At 69.8% G+C, this 15,897-nt stretch carries 18 protein-coding genes; 4 read left to right on the top strand and 14 right to left on the bottom strand.

What is annotated here, in order from left to right:
• Positions 1-171: 171 nt before the first annotated feature.
• Together EDM04_RS16435 and EDM04_RS16440 are read right to left on the bottom strand one after the other, a co-directional pair.
• On the bottom strand, positions 172-1,218 hold the full coding sequence (locus EDM04_RS16435; protein ID WP_241154949.1) for a hypothetical protein: 1,047 nt from the start codon (positions 1,216-1,218) through the stop codon (positions 172-174).
• Between the two features lie 387 nt (positions 1,219-1,605).
• Positions 1,606-2,343, bottom strand: a complete 738-nt coding sequence (locus tag EDM04_RS16440) for a helix-turn-helix domain-containing protein (RefSeq protein ID WP_123624047.1) — start codon at positions 2,341-2,343, stop codon at positions 1,606-1,608.
• Positions 2,344-2,432: 89 nt separating this feature from the next.
• Between EDM04_RS16440 and EDM04_RS16445 the strand changes: the two genes are divergently transcribed.
• Positions 2,433-3,953 (top strand): aldehyde dehydrogenase family protein, encoded by a 1,521-nt coding sequence (locus EDM04_RS16445; protein ID WP_123624049.1) that lies wholly within the window; start codon positions 2,433-2,435, stop codon positions 3,951-3,953.
• Between the two features lie 16 nt (positions 3,954-3,969).
• Here the strand turns inward: EDM04_RS16445 and EDM04_RS16450 are convergent, their stop codons facing one another.
• The 7 genes from EDM04_RS16450 to EDM04_RS16480 all read right to left on the bottom strand — a co-directional run bounded on the left by EDM04_RS16450 (position 3,970) and on the right by EDM04_RS16480 (position 7,907).
• Positions 3,970-4,881, bottom strand: coding sequence for a DUF5821 family protein (locus EDM04_RS16450; RefSeq protein ID WP_123624051.1), 912 nt, complete (start codon positions 4,879-4,881; stop codon positions 3,970-3,972).
• An 83-nt stretch (positions 4,882-4,964) separates the two neighbouring features.
• A complete protein-coding gene (locus EDM04_RS16455; RefSeq protein ID WP_123624053.1) occupies positions 4,965-5,276 on the bottom strand; it encodes a CGCGG family rSAM-modified RiPP protein in 312 nt (103 codons plus the stop codon).
• Complete coding sequence (locus EDM04_RS16460) at positions 5,273-6,055, bottom strand: helix-turn-helix domain-containing protein (protein WP_123624055.1); 783 nt, start codon at positions 6,053-6,055, stop codon at positions 5,273-5,275. Before EDM04_RS16460 ends, EDM04_RS16455 begins: the two co-directional genes overlap by 4 nt.
• Positions 6,056-6,141: 86 nt before the next feature.
• On the bottom strand, positions 6,142-6,687 hold the full coding sequence (locus EDM04_RS16465; RefSeq protein WP_123624057.1) for a halocyanin domain-containing protein: 546 nt from the start codon (positions 6,685-6,687) through the stop codon (positions 6,142-6,144).
• Between the two features lie 138 nt (positions 6,688-6,825).
• Entirely contained in the window at positions 6,826-7,047 is a 222-nt protein-coding gene (locus tag EDM04_RS16470) for a DUF2249 domain-containing protein (RefSeq protein WP_123624059.1), read from the bottom strand.
• A 68-nt stretch (positions 7,048-7,115) separates the two neighbouring features.
• Positions 7,116-7,361, bottom strand: a complete 246-nt coding sequence (locus tag EDM04_RS19180) for a hypothetical protein (RefSeq protein WP_394338992.1) — start codon at positions 7,359-7,361, stop codon at positions 7,116-7,118.
• A 234-nt stretch (positions 7,362-7,595) separates the two neighbouring features.
• Positions 7,596-7,907, bottom strand: coding sequence for a DUF2249 domain-containing protein (locus EDM04_RS16480; protein WP_123624061.1), 312 nt, complete (start codon positions 7,905-7,907; stop codon positions 7,596-7,598).
• Between the two features lie 116 nt (positions 7,908-8,023).
• Between EDM04_RS16480 and EDM04_RS16485 the strand changes: the two genes are divergently transcribed.
• Entirely contained in the window at positions 8,024-8,266 is a 243-nt protein-coding gene (locus tag EDM04_RS16485; protein WP_123624063.1) for a hypothetical protein, read from the top strand.
• A 74-nt stretch (positions 8,267-8,340) separates the two neighbouring features.
• A complete protein-coding gene (locus tag EDM04_RS16490; RefSeq protein WP_123624158.1) occupies positions 8,341-8,811 on the top strand; it encodes a DUF4385 family protein in 471 nt (156 codons plus the stop codon).
• A 39-nt stretch (positions 8,812-8,850) separates the two neighbouring features.
• Here EDM04_RS16490 and EDM04_RS16495 read toward each other — a convergent pair whose 3' ends face one another.
• Positions 8,851-9,567: a ZIP family metal transporter gene (locus EDM04_RS16495; RefSeq protein ID WP_123624065.1), complete on the bottom strand. Its 717-nt coding sequence runs from the start codon at positions 9,565-9,567 to the stop codon at positions 8,851-8,853.
• A gap of 156 nt (positions 9,568-9,723) precedes the next feature.
• On the opposite strand from EDM04_RS16495, the gene EDM04_RS16500 reads away from it, so the two are divergent.
• Complete coding sequence (locus EDM04_RS16500) at positions 9,724-11,790, top strand: ATP-binding protein (RefSeq protein WP_123624067.1); 2,067 nt, start codon at positions 9,724-9,726, stop codon at positions 11,788-11,790.
• Between the two features lie 28 nt (positions 11,791-11,818).
• Here the strand turns inward: EDM04_RS16500 and EDM04_RS16505 are convergent, their stop codons facing one another.
• From EDM04_RS16505 to EDM04_RS16520, 4 genes are read right to left on the bottom strand one after another with little or no spacing between them, the layout of a single operon-like run.
• Positions 11,819-12,829 carry an ABC transporter permease gene (locus tag EDM04_RS16505; protein WP_123624069.1) on the bottom strand — a complete coding sequence of 337 codons (1,011 nt, stop codon included), beginning with the start codon at positions 12,827-12,829 and terminating at the stop codon, positions 11,819-11,821.
• The gene (locus EDM04_RS16510; protein WP_123624071.1) at positions 12,822-13,559 is read right to left on the bottom strand and encodes an ABC transporter ATP-binding protein; all 738 of its coding nucleotides are present in this window, start codon (positions 13,557-13,559) and stop codon (positions 12,822-12,824) included. Before EDM04_RS16510 ends, EDM04_RS16505 begins: the two co-directional genes overlap by 8 nt.
• 2 nt (positions 13,560-13,561) lie before the next feature.
• Entirely contained in the window at positions 13,562-15,061 is a 1,500-nt protein-coding gene (gene nosD / locus EDM04_RS16515; RefSeq protein ID WP_123624073.1) for a nitrous oxide reductase family maturation protein NosD, read from the bottom strand.
• Positions 15,061-15,825, bottom strand: coding sequence for a hypothetical protein (locus tag EDM04_RS16520; protein WP_206424485.1), 765 nt, complete (start codon positions 15,823-15,825; stop codon positions 15,061-15,063). Before EDM04_RS16520 ends, nosD begins: the two co-directional genes overlap by 1 nt.
• Between the last annotated feature and the right edge of the window lie 72 nt (positions 15,826-15,897).

The raw sequence follows: 15,897 nt of genomic DNA on the forward strand, positions 1-15,897 counted from the left end.
TGTTTTGTGACAACCGCATTGGTGATTATTCGAACATATTCTACTTCGCCGGACACCGGATAGTTACAGATCTGTTAATGCAATTATGGCCTTTCTTTCGGCTCCGGTCAACCGTAGCTGTCGAGCAGAGAGTATTTTCGAACCGATCCGAACTGTCCGAAAAAACCCGCTTCAGTCCATCGACTCGACCGCGCGTGGAGCGTCCAGCGATGTGATGGTCTCCGCGATAGCGGCGTCGAGGCCCTGTTCGCCCCAGTCGCGCTCGCGGGGGACGTCCGCGCGGTAGGTCGCCACGTCGTCGAACAGGGTCCGGAAGGCCGCCCGTTCCCGCTCGATGACCGCATCGAGCGCCGCGACCATCGACCCGTCGCTCACGAGCGAGTCGTAGGCGTGGAAGTACTCCCTGAGTCGGCCGTCCCACTCGAAGTTACAGATGGCGCTGGTGGTCGACATCGCGGTTTCCGTGGAGATTCGCTCGAGGGAGAGCGTGTCCGTCCCCGGCGCGGCCTCGAGGAAGACGACGTTGTCGACGCTCGATTCTTCGAGATACGCCGACTGCGGATACAGCTCGGGGATGTTGACGAACTCTCGACCGCTGTCGAGGTACGCCTCGTTCAGGAAGTCCACGGCCTTCTCCGGGAGTGACCCGCTTCTGTCGAACCGCTCGTCGATGAAGTCGTAGACCTCGCCGCGCAGGCGCTCCGTGGCGGTCTCGTACTTGGGTTCGATCTCTGAGAAGGATCCGATGTTGTACCGCTGGAGGTTCACACCGAGCGGATAGCCCACGGCCGTCCCGTCGCCGCCGACCCAGAGCCGATCGTCGGACAGGATGTCTGCTCCCTCACGCAGCAGCGAGAGCAGGGTGTTGGTCTTGCCGGCTCCGCGCCAGGCCGGGAACAGCGTGGTCTGTCCCTCGTGCCGGACGCCGGAGGCGTGTATCAGCGCCTGTCCCCTTTCGGCTCGCTCCTGGCGGATACGGAACTCCATCGGGTAGATCGCGTAGAACGGCTCGAATCCGGGCGTCACTCTGAGGTGCTCCCAGCCCGGTTCGACGGCCATGAAGTTCGACTCGGTCTGGATGACGAACTCCTCGCCCGTCCACCCGTAATTGTCGTCGGGGTCACCGAGAACGATCTCGGCCTCCACGTCAGCCGTCGTCTCCTCGATGACGAGGTCGGGGTCGTCGATCGGTGTGTCGGTCGCGAACTGATCGTACATTCGACGGTACTGTCGACTCGTTCGCCCGTCGTCACCGAGAATAGTCACTGATAGGTCGCCGAAGAATTCGTATGAATGTCGGTTCATGAGGGAAAGAAAGCCCGTTTCGTTCCCGTGGTTTTGGTAGTGGAATCGCTCATCACATCCGTTCATACCGTTTTCATGTATATGATTATGTTTGCTAAAATACACCACACTCATCCGGTACAATGACCTTAATCCGTTGTCACTGCGCTCCGCGTACTCGTGCCACGGAAGACCGAGAAGAGTGCCCTCGCTTCAGCTGGGGAGAGGCTGACCGAGCAAGGTATCGTCGGTGGCGAGGACACTCCGAGACTCCTTCAACTCCCGGACCGCGACCGGAGAGCGCCGGTTACCGCTCGGCGATCACGGGTCCAACAGCTTCGATTCCGCCTTCCGGAGGTGTTCGAGCAGCGTCGTCTTCGAGACGTCGAGGTCGTCGGCCAGCTCCCGCGTCGACGCCTCTCTCGGCCACTCGTAGTATCCCGCTTCGCGGGCGTGTTCGTACACTTGTCGCTGTGTCGTGGTGAGCGTATCGAGTCGCTGCTCGCGGGGCGAGCGTCCCGGGTCCCCCGACGACGACATCGACTGCACGGTCACCTCCGCGCCCGCGTCCTCCTGGACCGCGTCGAGCGACTCCCGGATCTCCGTGCGCTCGCCGACGAAACACACCTGCCACTCCTCGCGGCCGTTTTCGATCCTGACCGGCGCGCTGTGGACGAAGCCGTGTTCTAACAGCGTCGGACACATCATGTCGGCAGGGTCGTACTCCAAGAAGAACTCGCGGACGACGTTGCCGGGGGCGTCCCGAGCGCGGCCGAAGCGCTCCTGCAGTTCGAGGAGCTCGCCCGCGCGGTCCGACTCCCGGATCGCGTCGAGCAGTTCCTCGACCTCCTCGTTCGTGTCCGCGAAGGCGGTGAACAGCCCGTTCACCGAATTGGGCGCGTCGCCGGTCGCCTTCGGGGAGTTGTAGATCGCGTGGGCGAGGACGCCGCCGCCGGTGCGTCTCGTCGCCTCGATCGCCCAGCAGTTCGGGTGCCACAGGTCGAGCGTGAGCCGCGTGCCGGACCACTCCTCGGTCCCGCTCGGGTCGGAGATAGCCATCGATACGGTATCTGTGGCACTGCATCACAAAGACTCTGCCGACCATGGTCGGGTGGGATATTTGGGCGTGGCGGCGGTAATCTCCGCCCATGTCGGACCCGTATCAACACTACATCGACGGCGAGTGGGTCTCGGGCGCGGGCTCGGAGACCTTCGAGAGCGAGAACCCGGCGACCGGCGAGACCCTCGGCGAGTTTCGACAGGGAACGCCCGAAGACGCCGAGTCGGCGGTCGAGGCCGCCGACGAGGCGTTCGAGGAGTGGCGCGAGCTCTCCCGGATCCAGCGCGCGGAGTACCTCTGGGACGTGTACCACGAGCTCCGGGAGCGAACCGACGAGCTCGGCGAGATCGTGACGAAGGAGTGCGGCAAGGAGATCTCGGAGGGGAAGGCCGACGTGGTCGAGGCGGCGCACATGGTCGAGTGGGCCGCCGGCGACGCCCGCCACCCGAAGGGCGACATCGTCCCCTCGGAGATCCCGGCGAAGGACGCGTACATGCGCCGGAAGCCGCGCGGCGTCACCGGCTGTATCACCCCGTGGAACTTCCCGGTCGCGATCCCCTACTGGCACATGGCCATCGCGCTGGTCGAGGGCAACACCGTCGTGTTCAAGCCGGCCGAGCAGACCCCGTGGTGCGCCCAGATCATCGCGGAGATGTTCGACGACGCCGGCATCCCCGACGGCGTGTTCAACATGGTTCAGGGGTTCGGCGACGCCGGCAACGCGATCGTCGAGCACGAGGACGTGGAGACGGTCCTCTTCACCGGCTCCGCCGAGGTCGGCCACCACATCCAGGAGAAGCTCGGCGGCGTCCCCGGCAAGCGCGTCGCCTGCGAGATGGGCGGCAAGAACGCGGTCGTCGTCACCGAGGAGGCCGACCTCGACACCGCGGTCCACTCCGCCGTGATGTCCTCCTTCAAGACGACCGGCCAGCGCTGCGTCTCCTCCGAGCGCCTGATCGTTCACACCGACGTGTACGACGAGTTCAAAGAGCGGTTCGTCGAGGTCGCCGAGGACGTCGCCGTCGGCGACCCCCTCCGAGAGGACACGTTCATGGGTCCGCTCATCGAGGGCGAGCACTTCGAGAAGGTCTCGGAGTACAACCGGCTCGCCCGCGACGAGGGCGTGAACGTGCTCGTCGACCGGACCGAGCTCGACGACGACGAGGTCCCCGACGGCCACGAGGACGGCCACTGGATCGGCCCGTTCGTCTACGAGGCCGACCCCGACGAGGACCTTCGGTGTACCCACGAGGAGGTGTTCGGGCCGCACGTCGCCCTGCTCGAATACGACGGCGACATCGAGCGCGCGGTCGAGATCCAGAACGACACCGACTACGGGCTCGCCGGCGCCGTCGTCTCGGAGGACTACCGGCAGATCAACTACTACCGCGACCGCGCCGAGCTCGGGCTGGCGTACGGCAACCTCCCCTGTATCGGCGCGGAGGTCCAGCTCCCGTTCGGGGGCGTCAAGAAGTCCGGGAACGGCTACCCCTCGGCCCGCGAGGCCATCGAGGCGGTCACCGACCGCACCGCGTGGACCCTGAACAACTCGAAGGAGATCGAGATGGCGCAGGGGCTCTCCGCGGACATCAAGACGAAGGACGACTAGCCGCCGCGGCCGGCTTCTAATCTCTTTTCCGAAACGCTTCGAGGACCTCGAGCGCCGCGGCCGGCGACGCCGCCGCCGTCAGCTCGCCGCTCGCGACGATCCGCTTTCGGGGGCGTCCCACCGGCTGCGAGACCGACTCCGTCTCGAGGAGGTCGGCCTCGGCGAGCTCCCGTTTGACCCGCGTGAACGTCGCCGAGCTCCCGAGGCCCGCGTCCTCGCAGGCGCGCCGCAGGTCGCGGTCGAGCGCGCCGCGGCGCGCGCCGGCGGCGTACGTCCGAAGACGCGCCCCGGCGCGGTCGAGGGGCTTGGAGGCCGGCGATCCGTCCTCGTCGGCGGCGTCGAGCAGCCGCACGGCCTCGTCCGCGACCTCACCTCCGCACCGCTCCCGGAGCGCCCCGTACAGCCGGTGGCGGCTCGGCGTGCGGAGCCGCACCGCTTCCGCGTCGGCGACGAGGGCGTCGTAGCGCTCGCGGAGCGTCGGGTCGCTACCGATTCGGCACCACCGGTCCTCCCCATCGTCGCGGCCGTCCGCCGCCACGAGCACGTAGCCGTCAGACCGCCCCGCGATCACGGCGTTCGGCTGGCGCTCCGCGAGCGTCCGGAGGTCCCAGACGCCCGCTTCCGCGAGCGCCGCGAGCCGGCTGGCCGGGCGGAACCGGTCGGTGAGCGCGGCGACCGCCCCGTCCCTCGCCAGCACCGCGAGCGTCGGGAGGTCGGCGGCGGACGAGAGCGGGTCGCGCTCAGCGCTCGCAACCGAACGCAACGCGTCGAGATCCGGGTCGACCGCGGCGGGCGCGGCGTCGCGGTAGGCCGCGACGAGCGCCGCCAGAAGCGCCGGGTCGGGATCGACGACGATCGGGTCCGCGAGCGATCCGATCGAGGCCTCCCCGTCCGCCAGCGGGGGGGTCGGAGACGAGGGAGTCGTCACTGCACGGAGTCACCGGCGCGGGCGAAATAAGCGTGGTGACAACCGGCGGAAGCCGCCGGCGGTCGGTCGGCCTTACCTCGCGGTCAGGCCACCCGTACGCGGGTGACGTGGCCGCCGCAGCCGCACTGCTCGACGTACTCGGGGTCGAGGCCGTACTCCCGCTCGATCGGGTCGTAGAGGAACTCCTCGGGGTGGCCGAGGTCCCCGTGCGTGACCAGGTTGACGTGGTTGCCCGGCGTCGTGTGGTCGATGGCGACCAGCGCGTCGCGGACCGCCAGCTCCGGGTCGTCCGCGTACTTCGGCTTCTCGAGGTTCGCCGACCAGGAGTTGTCGTGGACCTCGTCGGTGATCGGTTCGGCGGTCTCGTCGTGGTCGTGGTGGTCTGTTTCGCTCATGAGTGGTACGTCGGACGGCTCGGAGCCGGTTCCGCGTCGGCCTCGGCGTCGGTGTTCGGGTCGGATTCCGCGTCTGCGTCGGCCTCGTCGCCGGCGTCCGTCTCGGCCGCCGCGTCGCCGGCCCCGTTCGCTTCGTCCTCGAGCGGGCGGTTCGGGAGGTCGTCGACGAACTCGCGCACCACGGTCCGCTGGACCCGCTGGAGCGTCTCGCTGCACGTCGATTTCGCGATCCCGACGTGGTCGGCGACCTCGGTCAGCGTGGACCGACGCGGCACGTCGTAGTACCCCAGCTCCACGGCCGCGAGCAGGAGCTCCTGCTGGCGGTCCGTCAGCAGCCGGACCGGGTCGACGCGCTGCCGGACGCGCTCGACCTCGTAGTCGAGTCCGAGCTCGTCGAACCGCTCCCCGAGGGCGGCGACGCGCTCGTGCTCGCCGGTGACGTCGACCTCAGCCACGCCGTTCTCGATGTCGAGCGGCATCTCGATCGGGAGCCCCGAGCGCTTCGCGGCGACCAGAAGCAGCGGGGCGCTCGTCTCGATCCGGACCGTCGCGACCCCCTCGCCCCGCGCCATCACCGACACCTTCGAGAGCGCCACGTGGTCGCGCATCGCCGCGAGGACCGCGTCGACGTCGCGGGCCGTCAGTCTGATGAGCGCGAAGCCGGCGCCCTCGTCCGGTACTGCGGTGAGCACGCGGAACCCGGCGTCCGGGAAATCGCGCGACACGTCGGCTATCCACGGTCCGTCGGGCAGGTCGACCAGGAGGCGTGCCTGTGGCATGGGTGATCAGTGGGTGGGGTCGGGGGTCGTCATCGGTGTGCGGTCGGTACGGGTTCGAGCCGATCGGCTTCGTCGGAGCGTTCGCGTTACTCCACGTAGACGGCGCCCTTCATGCCGACCGCCTCGTGGGGCGTGCAGACGTAGGTGTAGGTGCCGGCCTCCTCGAAGGTGTGCTCGAAGGTGTGACCCTCCTCGCCGACGGTGTCGCTCTCGAAGGAACCGTCCTCGGCCGCGACGTTGTGGTCGCCGCCCTGTCCGGTCCACTCCCAGACGACGGTCGTGCCGGACGAGACCGCCACCGCGGCCGGGGCGAAGGTGAGTCCGTCGTTGGCGCCGACCTCGACGGTCACCTCGTCGGCGTCCCGCATGTCGACGGTGCCGTCGTAGTTGCTCACGTCGTCGAGGAACCCGTCGTAGTTCGGCTCCTCGTCGAGGGTCTCGCCCCCGCCGCTGCCGCCGTCGGAACCGTCCGAACCGTCCGAGCCGTCCGAGCCGTCCGAGCCGTCCGAACCGTCCGAGCCGTCCGAGCCGTCGCCGCCGCTTCCGCCGCCACAGCCGGCCAGCGCGACGGTGGCGCCGACGGCAGCAGTCGTCTGAACGAACGTCCGCCGGTCGAGTGTGCGTCGGGTCATTGCAACTCGACGTAGGGGAGTAGGGGGAATACCTTCGGCGGGGATTCCCGGATCGTAGGGGCGCGAACCGAACTGTTCGGCTCGAAGTATAAAAGGGACGGCGGCGGTCGCGCCGCGTTCGCCTCCGCCTCCTCGTCTTCACTCCCGCTCGATCGTGACGTGCCACTCACCGTCGTCGACTCGCTCGGTCTCGTAGTCGAACCCGCGGTCGGCCAGCACGTCGTAGAGCGGTTCCGGCTCGAAGCCGTTGACGAGGAGCAGGGACTCGTCCGGACCGAGGTCGTCGAGCGCGTCGCTGATGACCGGGAAGGGCGGGTCGTCTCGGTCCCGCACGTCGAGGACGGTGTCGGTCTGTGTCATCGGTTCGCCCGTACGACCGCTCTCCGCATGGCCGTTGGCGGGAACATGTTCGACCGGAGGCGACTCGATCAGAACGGAGCCGGCGAATCGGAGGCCGAGTCGTCGTCGCTCGCGGGGCCGCCGCGGTCGCTCGGAGCGACGCCCCCGCCCGCGAGGCCGTGTCCTCCCGACGGCTCCGGTTCGATCTCGCCGGTCTCCAGCTTCGCGAGCCGCTCGTTGACGGCGTCGCTCCCGTCGAGCGAGGCGTCGACGCGGAGGCGGACCAGTTCGTAGCCGTGGGTGTCGACCGCGTCGAACGCGCGGAACGCCCCCACCGCGAGCGGCTCGGCCTGCGGGCAGAAGGCGGTCGAGCCGCGCGAGGTTGTAGCCGAACGTGGCGTCGTACACGCCGTGCTCCTCGAAGGCGTCCGCCGCGGTCCGGTGGAGCGCGACGTGGTCGCGCCCGTCGAGCACGTCGTGGTCCGGGAGGAAGGCGCCGGGCTCGGGGACGTTCTCGGGGACGAACGCGTCGGCCGGGTCGAACTGGGGCTCGGAGCCGCCGAGGAAGCTCATCGGTCGCCTCCCTCGGCGGTCTCGTCGCTCTCGGCGGCATCGCCCTCCGCCCTCCAGATCGCCGTGACGACCGCGTCGTCGGTCTCGACCGTCTCGCGGGCGTAGCCGCGGTCGTCGAGCTTCGGGTAGAGGAACTGCGGCGCGCGGTCGTTGCGCTGGACGAGCACGGTCTCGTCGGGGAGGTCGGCGAGCAGTTCCAGCGTTTGCCGGAGCGGCTCCGGCGGCCCGAGTTCCCGGACGTCGAGCGTCTCGACGGGGCGGTCCGCCGGCGCGTCCGTGCGTTCGATCGCGGTCGTTTCCAGCTCCATACGCGTCGATCGGGTCCCCGTCCCCGCGTAGTTTGTTCCGAACGTGTTCGGGGTAGTCGTCGCCCCGGTGAACGTGCCCGCCGACCGCGATCCCGCTTCGTCACTTCCTCGTCGCGTTGGCGTTCCTCGTCGCCGGCGGAGCGCTCGCGCTCCTCCGCGCCGCGGGGGCGGCGGGAACGGGTCCGGGCCTCGGCGGGATCGCGGTCGCGCACCCGCTGTTCGCCGGCAACATGATCGGCACCGTGATCCGACACGGCGGCTCCGAGATGCTCCGGAAGTCCGGGCCCGGTTCGGAGTCGGGGCCGGCGTTGGGATCGACGGCAGAGGCCTCGGAACCGTCGGACGCCTCGGAGCGGTGAACGCGGCCGACGCCGACTTCCTTGCGGTTCTCCCCGCCGAAACGCCCATCCGGAACCGGCCCGAACGACCGACGATGGCCGACCCCGTGCGCGGCGAGGTTCCGGAGGTCGAGGACGGCCCGGAGTACGACCTCGACTTCCGGGAGCACCCCGATCGGTACCGACACACGCCCGACGAGCGCGGCGCGTTCAAGATCGATCCGTACAAGGGAGAACTCCTTCCGCTGTGGGGGATCGCCACCCTGTCCGACGGGGAGGAGGGCGCCGAGGCGATCCACGAGCGGTACCGCGAGTACCGCGAGAGCGCCGACGCCGTCGGGATGGACATGGCCCGCAAGTACCTCCAGATGGGGTGGACCCGGGCGATGCGCTACGCCAAGTACCCCGGCGGTGAAAAGTACGGAACCGTCGACGGCGAGCGCGTCGAGCGCGAGCCCCGAGAGTGGTACGACGAGGAGAAACGGGAGATCGCTCTCGTTTATAAGCGACACCTCGATCGAGTGCGGGCGGACGAGGCGTACGAGCGCGCGATCGACCGGCTCTAACGGTTCCGAAGAGGATCGTCCGATGCGGTTCGCAGGGCCTCAGTGGAACATGTCGAGGAGGAATATCGCGAGGAACCCGACGAAAAACAGCGTCGTCGACACCGGCGTCTCGGGGACCTTCCCGGCCTTGACGAGGAGTTCCTCGGTGACGAGATACAGCAGCGCGGCGGACCCGAAGGCGAGGATGAGCGCGATCGGGGCGCCCGTCACGCCGCCCAGCGCGAGCACGCTGACCGTCACCCCCGACGCGAGGAGCAGTCCGAACACCGCCGGGACCGCGAGCTTCCGAGCCACGCCCATGTCCTTCGGGAGCGCGACGACGCCGGCAACGCCAAGGAAGAGCACCTCGATCGCCAGCGCCACGGCGATGATGATTCCGGTGCCGGGGTTGTCGAGGAACGAGACCCCGATCAGGACCCCGTCGATCGTCATGTCGATACCGACGATGATGAGGAGCCCGGCCGCGCTCGCGTACTTGCCGCCGATGTTTCGCTTGTCGATGGTCTTGCTCAGCCGGTGGATCCCGAGCATCGTCGCGACCCCGATGGCGAACCCGAGGACGACTATCAGCGGCGCTCGTTCGTGCACGTCCGGCAGCAACTCGGCGGCGACCGCGGCGGTGACCACCCCGGCCGCGAAGTGTTGAACGTTGCTCTCCATCTGCGGGCCGGGAGGACGATAGACGGCGATCACGCCGCCGAGCAAGCCGGCGACGACCGCGAGCGCCGTGTACGACAGCGCCTGGGCTAACACCATACGGGTCGAATCCTCGCCGAAGCAACAAGAGTGTTGCCAGGACGGTTCGGCAGACACCCTCCAGAACCGACGCGTCGGAGTCGCTCTCCGGGTCGTCCTCGACGCTCGACCGGATCCGATGGAACGCTTAAGTGTGGTCTCGCCGGAGTAGGGGCCATGTCACTCAGGGAGCGGAGTCGTCTCGGCTTCGACTGGCGGACGCTCATCGTCGCTCTCGGCGGGACGTTCGTCGCGTCCGCGGTCGTCTATCCGTTCCTCCCCACCGTGGGCGACGTCTCGCCCGGCCTATGGCTCGTGCTCGGTGTCCTCGTCGGCGGCCCCGGTCTGGGCCTGTTGTACGGGGGGTATCGGTTACCGCGGACCGACGTCCGTCCCGAGCTCTATCCGACCGTCGGCAAGTGGTGCGTCCGCGGTGTCGCGCTCGGGTTGTCCATCGCGGTCCTGATACTGCTCGTCAGTGACGACGGGAATTTCGTCGGGAACTCGCTCCTGCTCACGGCGCTCGGCAGCTTCGCGGGCTTCGGCGCCGGGACGTACGACGCCCGTGCCGAGACGCGGCGGCACGAGCTCCAGGAGACGATCGACCGGCTGGAGGCCTCGAACGAGCGGATCGAGCGGCAGCGACAGTACACCGACGACGTCCTCGACGCGCTCGATGACGTGTTCTACGTCGTCGACGAAAACGGGGTTCTCAAGCGGTGGAACGACAGCCTCCCGAACGTCACCGGCTACTCGGACGAGGAGATCGCGGCGATGGCCGCGACCGACTTCTTCCGGGAGGAGGACCGGGAGTCGGTCGCGGCCGCGATCCGCGACGGGTTCGAGACCGGTTCGGTGGAGATCGAACTCGACCTCCGGACCAAGGGCGGCGAGACGGCCCCCTTCGAGTTCGTCGGGTCCCGGCTCGAGGACGCGACCGGGGACGCCGTCTTGGCGGGCATCGCGCGCGACGTGACGGACCGGATCGAGCGCGAACGGCAGCTCGAGCGACGCGCTCGACAGCAGCGGGCGGTGGCGGAGCTGGGACAGTCCGCGCTCGAGGCCGACGACCTCGACGACCTCATGCTCGAGGCGTCCCGTCTGGTGGCGGACGTCCTCGACAGCGAGTACTGCAAGGTGCTCGACCTCGACGCGAACGGCGACGAACTGCTGCTCAGACAGGGCGTCGGCTGGGACGACGGTCTCGTCGGGGAGGCCGCGGTGTCCGCCGTCGAGAACGACTCGCAGGCGGCGTACACGCTGGAGAACGACCATCCCATCGTCGTCGAGGACCTCGAAACGGAGACCCGGTTCGGCGGTCCCGACCTGTTGCGGACTCACGACGTCCGGAGCGGCGTCAGCACCGTCATCGGTCCGTTCGACGAGCCGTGGGGGATACTGGGCACCCACGACACGGAGGCCCGAACGTTCACCGACGAGGACGTTACCTTCGTCCAGAGCGTCGCCAACGTGCTCGCGGAGGCCATCGAGCGCCACCGGTACCAGGCGGAGCTCGAACAGTTGGTGGCCGACCTCGAGGAGTCGAACGAGCGGCTCGAGCAGTTCGCCTACGCCGCCTCGCACGACCTCCAGGAGCCGCTTCGGATGGTGTCGAGCTACCTGCGACTGATCGAGAGCCGGGCCGACGACGAGCTGACCGAGGAGACCCGGGAGTTCCTCGAGTTCGCCGTGGACGGGGCCGACCGGATGCGCGACATGATCGAGGGACTTCTGGCATACTCGCGCGTGGAAACCCGGGGACGGGCGCTCGAACCGGTCGACCTCGACGACGTGGTCGCGGACGTGCGAACCGATCTCGACGTCCGGATAGCCCGGAGCGACGCGGATATACGGGTCGGGGAGCTGCCCCGCGTGGTCGGAGACGAACACCAGTTGCGGCAGGTGTTTCAGAACCTCCTGACCAACGCGATCGCGTACAGCGGGGACGAGCCCCCGCGGGTGGAGATATCCGCCGAGCGACGCGGTTCGGCGTGGGAGATCTCGGTTCGAGACGAGGGGATCGGGATCGAGCCGGACCAGCAGGAGCGCGCCTTCGAGGTGTTCCAGCGGCTGCAGTCCCGCGACGAGGCCGACGGCTCGGGGATCGGTCTCGCGCTGTGCGAGCGCATCGTCCAGCGTCACGGCGGCGATATCTGGGTCGAGTCGGAACCGGGTGAGGGGTCGACGTTCTCGTTCACGCTTCCGGCGGCGGAGACGTACTCGGAGCCCGAGCCCCGCGACTGAAAGGACCGCGACGGTTCGGACGGCGCGCTCAGATCCGCTTTACGCGCATCGCGGCGGCGGCGACGACGACGCCGAGCGCGACCCAGCCGAGCAGGACGCCGACGAGCACGCCGACCGAGAGCCCGCCGTCGAGCGCGGCCGCGAGCCCGGCGCCGCCGGCGTCGGTCGGGGCGAGCGCGAGCAGCCGGTAGGTCGAGACGGGGTTGGCCGCGACCGCGGCGGCGACGAACCCGCCCGCGCCGTCGATCGCGGCGAGCACGCCCATCGCGAGCAGGTCGTGGACTAAGGCGACCCACGCCCACACGAGGAGCGCGCCCGCCAGCGCCGTCGTCGAGGTCGGCGCGAGCGCGGAGAGCGCCACCCCGATCCCGAGCAGCGCGACGGCGAGGGCGACGGTCGCGAACAGGAACCACGCGAACGTCGGCCAGCCGGCGAGCCCGTACTCGCGGAGCAGCAGCAGGCCGGGGACGCCGAAGCCCAGCGCGACCGCGGAGCCGAGGACGGCCGCGCGCCCGGCGAACACCCCGATCGCGGTCTCGGCGCGCGAGACGGGGAGCGTCAGGACGACGCCGAGCCGCCCGCGCTCGGCCGCGCCGACGACCGCGCCGTGGCCGAACGCCAGCGCCGCCAGCGGGACGAGGAACGTCGCCAGCTCGACGTAGCTCGCGACCACCGGCTCGTAGCCGGCCGGCGCGACGCCGGAGCCGCTGAACGTCGCCAAAAGGAGTCCGAACGCCGCGAAGACGACCGTCAGGCCGACCGTCCAGCCGCGGCGGGTCGTCAGCCGCGTCTCCCGCCGCGCGATCCGCGCGACGGTCCCGGGCCGTGGGAGCGGGATCGAGACGGTGTCGGAGTCGGTCGCGCGGCCGGTTTCGGACTCGTCGGCCGCGCCGACCGAAGCGGACTCGTCTGGGGTCGACTCGCCCGTTCCGCTCGCCGCGACCGCCCCGTCGAGGGCGACCCCGCCGTCGGTGGTGGGTTCGGTCGTCGTCTCCTCGGCGGCGCGCTCGCTACGCTCGCCGACTCCGCCGTCAGGCATCCCGACCACCTCCGGTGAGCGAGACGAACGCCCCTTCGAGCCCGTCCTCGTGGTCCGCGCCCAGCTCGTCGGGCGTCCCCTCGGCGACCAGTCGGCCGTCGTCGAGGACGCCGACGCGGTCGCAGACGCGCTCGGCCTCCCGGAGCGCGTGGGTCGCCATCAGGACCGTCACGCCCGTCTCCTCGCGGACGCGGGTCAACACGTCCCGGAGCGCGGCGACCCCGTTCGGGTCGAGCCCGGCGGTCGGCTCGTCGAGCAGGAGGACGGCGGGGTCGGCTAGCAGCGCCGCCGCGAGTCCCAGCCGGCGGCGCATCCCCTTCGAGTACCCGTCGATGGGGCGGTCGATCGCGTCGGCGAGCCCGACGGTCGCCGCGGCGCCCGCGATCCGCTCGGACGCGTCCTCGGGGCTCGCGCCGATCCCGCGCACGTCGGCGTGGAACTCCAGCGTCTCGCGGCCCGTCTCGCCCGGCGGGAAGCCGGGGTCCTCCGGGAGGACGCCGATCGCCTCGCGGATGCGCCACCCCAGCTCCCGCACGTCGCGGTCGCCGACCGTGATCCCCCCCTCGTCGGGGCGGTCGTGGCCCGCGATCAGTCCGAACAGCGTGGACTTGCCGGCGCCGTTGGTTCCCACGAGGCCGTACGCGTCGCCGGACTCGACCGTGAAGTCGACCCCGTCGAGCGCCGCCACGTCGCCGTACCGTCTGTGAACGTCGGTGATGTCGATGCGCATGGTCACTGGTGGTGGTGGTCGTCTCCGGGCTCGTCGTCGTACTCGGCCGCCGCGTCGACGGCCGCCGCGTACGGGCGATACGGCTCCACGTCGTGGGCGGGGCTCGCGAGCGGACGGTGGTCGACGATCCCGGCGCTCTCGACGGCCGGGAACCGGCTCTCGACCAGCCGGATCGCGTCGAACGCGGGGCTGTCGGCGAACACGGCCGCGGCCGGGTGCTCCTGGACCAGCCGCTCGGCCGCACCGGCGGGGCGGTGCCGGGCGTCGCTCACGCCGTCGTCGTCGGTGTCGGCGACGCGGGCGTCGGACCAGTAGTTCCCGCGGTCGGTGCCGTTCCACGCCACGAGCTCGCGGGTCGTCGTCAGCACCTGCTCGTCGTTGTTCACGAAGTCGTTGCCGACGACCGCGGTCCCCTCCGTGCCCGCGGAGTGATGGATCCCCACGCCGTTCGCGTACAGGAGGTTCCCGCGAACCTCGTTGTCCTGCGCGTTGTAGAGGTAGACGCCGTTGTCGTTGGCGACGAGGTCGTTGTCGCGGACCTCGGTGTGGTCGATCTCCTTGAGCAGGATGCCGTGGCCGCTCTCGCCGCGATTCGCGACCGCGGTGTTGTTGACCAACTCGATCGACTCGCTGACCATCAGCGCGTACCCCACGTCGTTCTCGAAGGCGACGTTGTCGGCGAGGCGGTTGTCGTCGGAGTACATGTAGTGGACGCCGTACCGCAGGTCCCACATCGTGTTCCCCGTCGCCTCGACGTTCGAGGCCCACGAGTAGTAGATCCCGTCGCGCACGTCGGTGATCTCGGTGTCGCGGACCTCGGTGCCGTTCGTCTCCCAGAGGTTGATCCCGTTGCCGCGGTTCGCGAACCGCGGGGCCCGCGTCCCCTCGATCCGCGAGTCCTCGATCGTCACTCGGTCGGCGCCGTTGACCCAGACGCCGAACGCGGCGTCGGTGAGGTACAGCTCCGAGAGGGTCGTCCCCGAGGCGGTCTCGGTGACGTACACCGCGGCGTCGCGCGACTCGAGGTCCTCGCCGGTGTCGTCGATCCAGACGCCCTCTACCGTCGCGTTCGGCGCGCGCACGCTGATAGTCGTGTCCTCGCCGCCCCCGTCGATCAGGGCGCGGTGGGTCGACGCCGCGCGGATCGTCACCCCCGGCTCGTCGACGACGATCGGGCCCTCGGGCTCGAAGGCGCCCGAAATCTCGACCGTGTCGCCCGGACCCGCGGTGTCGACCGCGGCGGACAGGTCGTCGTACGTTCCGACCTCTTCGCCGTCACGCAGGACCGTCGCGGTCCCCGCGTCGGTCGGCCGGTCCGGGTCGTACGTCGGCGGGTCGACGACCGGCTCGCTGTCGTTCTCGGCGTCGGCCGCGTCGCTCCCGGCGACCCCCGCGCCGGCAGCCGCGACGACGCCGCCGAGGACGACCGCGACCACGACGGCGGCGGCGACGACGGCCGCGCGCGCCGAGACGAGCCCGCCGATCGACGGGAGCCGGGACATCAGTTCACCTCCGTGTGCGTCCCGTCGGTGGGTCGTCCCGATCCGTCAGCGGTTCGAGCCGGTTCGTCCGTCGGTGATTCGTCGGCGCCTCCGGCAAGCCGGTCGCGGACCGCTCCGGGAACCTCCCCGATCGTGACCCGCGAGCCGCGGAGCAGGAACGCGACGACGAGGAGGAGGAAGCCGATCCCCGCGAGGTAGCCGCCGGGACCGAACCACGCCACCCCGCTGATGTTGGCGATCTCGTAGGCGCCCAGAAGCGGCGGCGTGAACTCCTCGACGCCGACGACAGGGGCGTCCTCGCCGAGCGCGTGGCCCGCCTGATACAGGCGGTACTGCACGATCGCGAAGGTCCCCACGAACGCCACCGTCGCCCCGATCAGCTGTCCGAGCAGCCCCAGGCGGAGCTTCCGGTCGGTCGGCGCGAGCGCGACGAACACGCCCGCGGCCGCCACCGCGAGGAACACGACCGGCCCGAGGACCCACTCGGGCGCGGCGATCGCGTCGGCGTGGACCGCGTAGTTCGGGTCGACGAACACCGGGTCCGGGTAGTAGAACCCGACGTAGTGGTTCAGCGCCTGCACCTCGGCGTAGTCGCCGCCGAGCCGCGGGTACGCGTACAGCTCGACGAGCAGTCCGTCGGGGTACTGGGGCGCTTCGAACGCGATCTTCCAGACGGGCACCAGCAGGGCGACGACGAACGTCGCCGCCGCCGTTATCGGAAGCGCCCGCCTGAGCTCCGTCAGTCGGTCGAGTGAGGCCGTCATGGCGTGGATGGGGGTGAAGTGGGGATGGGTGGGTTGGCGTGTGGGTCGAGTTGCGGTTGCGCGGCGATCCGG

This window comes from Halorubrum sp. CSM-61, from assembly GCF_003781945.1.
Taxonomy (GTDB): Archaea; Halobacteriota; Halobacteria; order Halobacteriales; family Haloferacaceae; genus Halorubrum.

Coding starts and splice junctions, on each gene's coding strand:
- EDM04_RS16435 (WP_241154949.1), bottom strand. CDS start 1,218: ATGTACGATCAGTTCGCGACCGACACACCGATCGACGACCCCGACCTC.
- EDM04_RS16440 (WP_123624047.1), bottom strand. CDS start 2,343: ATGGCTATCTCCGACCCGAGCGGGACCGAGGAGTGGTCCGGCACGCGG.
- EDM04_RS16445 (WP_123624049.1), top strand. CDS start 2,433: ATGTCGGACCCGTATCAACACTACATCGACGGCGAGTGGGTCTCGGGC.
- EDM04_RS16455 (WP_123624053.1), bottom strand. CDS start 5,276: ATGAGCGAAACAGACCACCACGACCACGACGAGACCGCCGAACCGATC.
- EDM04_RS16460 (WP_123624055.1), bottom strand. CDS start 6,055: ATGCCACAGGCACGCCTCCTGGTCGACCTGCCCGACGGACCGTGGATA.
- EDM04_RS16465 (WP_123624057.1), bottom strand. CDS start 6,687: ATGACCCGACGCACACTCGACCGGCGGACGTTCGTTCAGACGACTGCT.
- EDM04_RS16470 (WP_123624059.1), bottom strand. CDS start 7,047: ATGACACAGACCGACACCGTCCTCGACGTGCGGGACCGAGACGACCCG.
- EDM04_RS16480 (WP_123624061.1), bottom strand. CDS start 7,907: ATGGAGCTGGAAACGACCGCGATCGAACGCACGGACGCGCCGGCGGAC.
- EDM04_RS16490 (WP_123624158.1), top strand. CDS start 8,341: ATGGCCGACCCCGTGCGCGGCGAGGTTCCGGAGGTCGAGGACGGCCCG.
- EDM04_RS16495 (WP_123624065.1), bottom strand. CDS start 9,567: ATGGTGTTAGCCCAGGCGCTGTCGTACACGGCGCTCGCGGTCGTCGCC.
- EDM04_RS16500 (WP_123624067.1), top strand. CDS start 9,724: ATGTCACTCAGGGAGCGGAGTCGTCTCGGCTTCGACTGGCGGACGCTC.
- EDM04_RS16505 (WP_123624069.1), bottom strand. CDS start 12,829: ATGCCTGACGGCGGAGTCGGCGAGCGTAGCGAGCGCGCCGCCGAGGAG.
- EDM04_RS16510 (WP_123624071.1), bottom strand. CDS start 13,559: ATGCGCATCGACATCACCGACGTTCACAGACGGTACGGCGACGTGGCG.
- nosD (WP_123624073.1), bottom strand. CDS start 15,061: ATGTCCCGGCTCCCGTCGATCGGCGGGCTCGTCTCGGCGCGCGCGGCC.
- EDM04_RS16520 (WP_206424485.1), bottom strand. CDS start 15,825: ATGACGGCCTCACTCGACCGACTGACGGAGCTCAGGCGGGCGCTTCCG.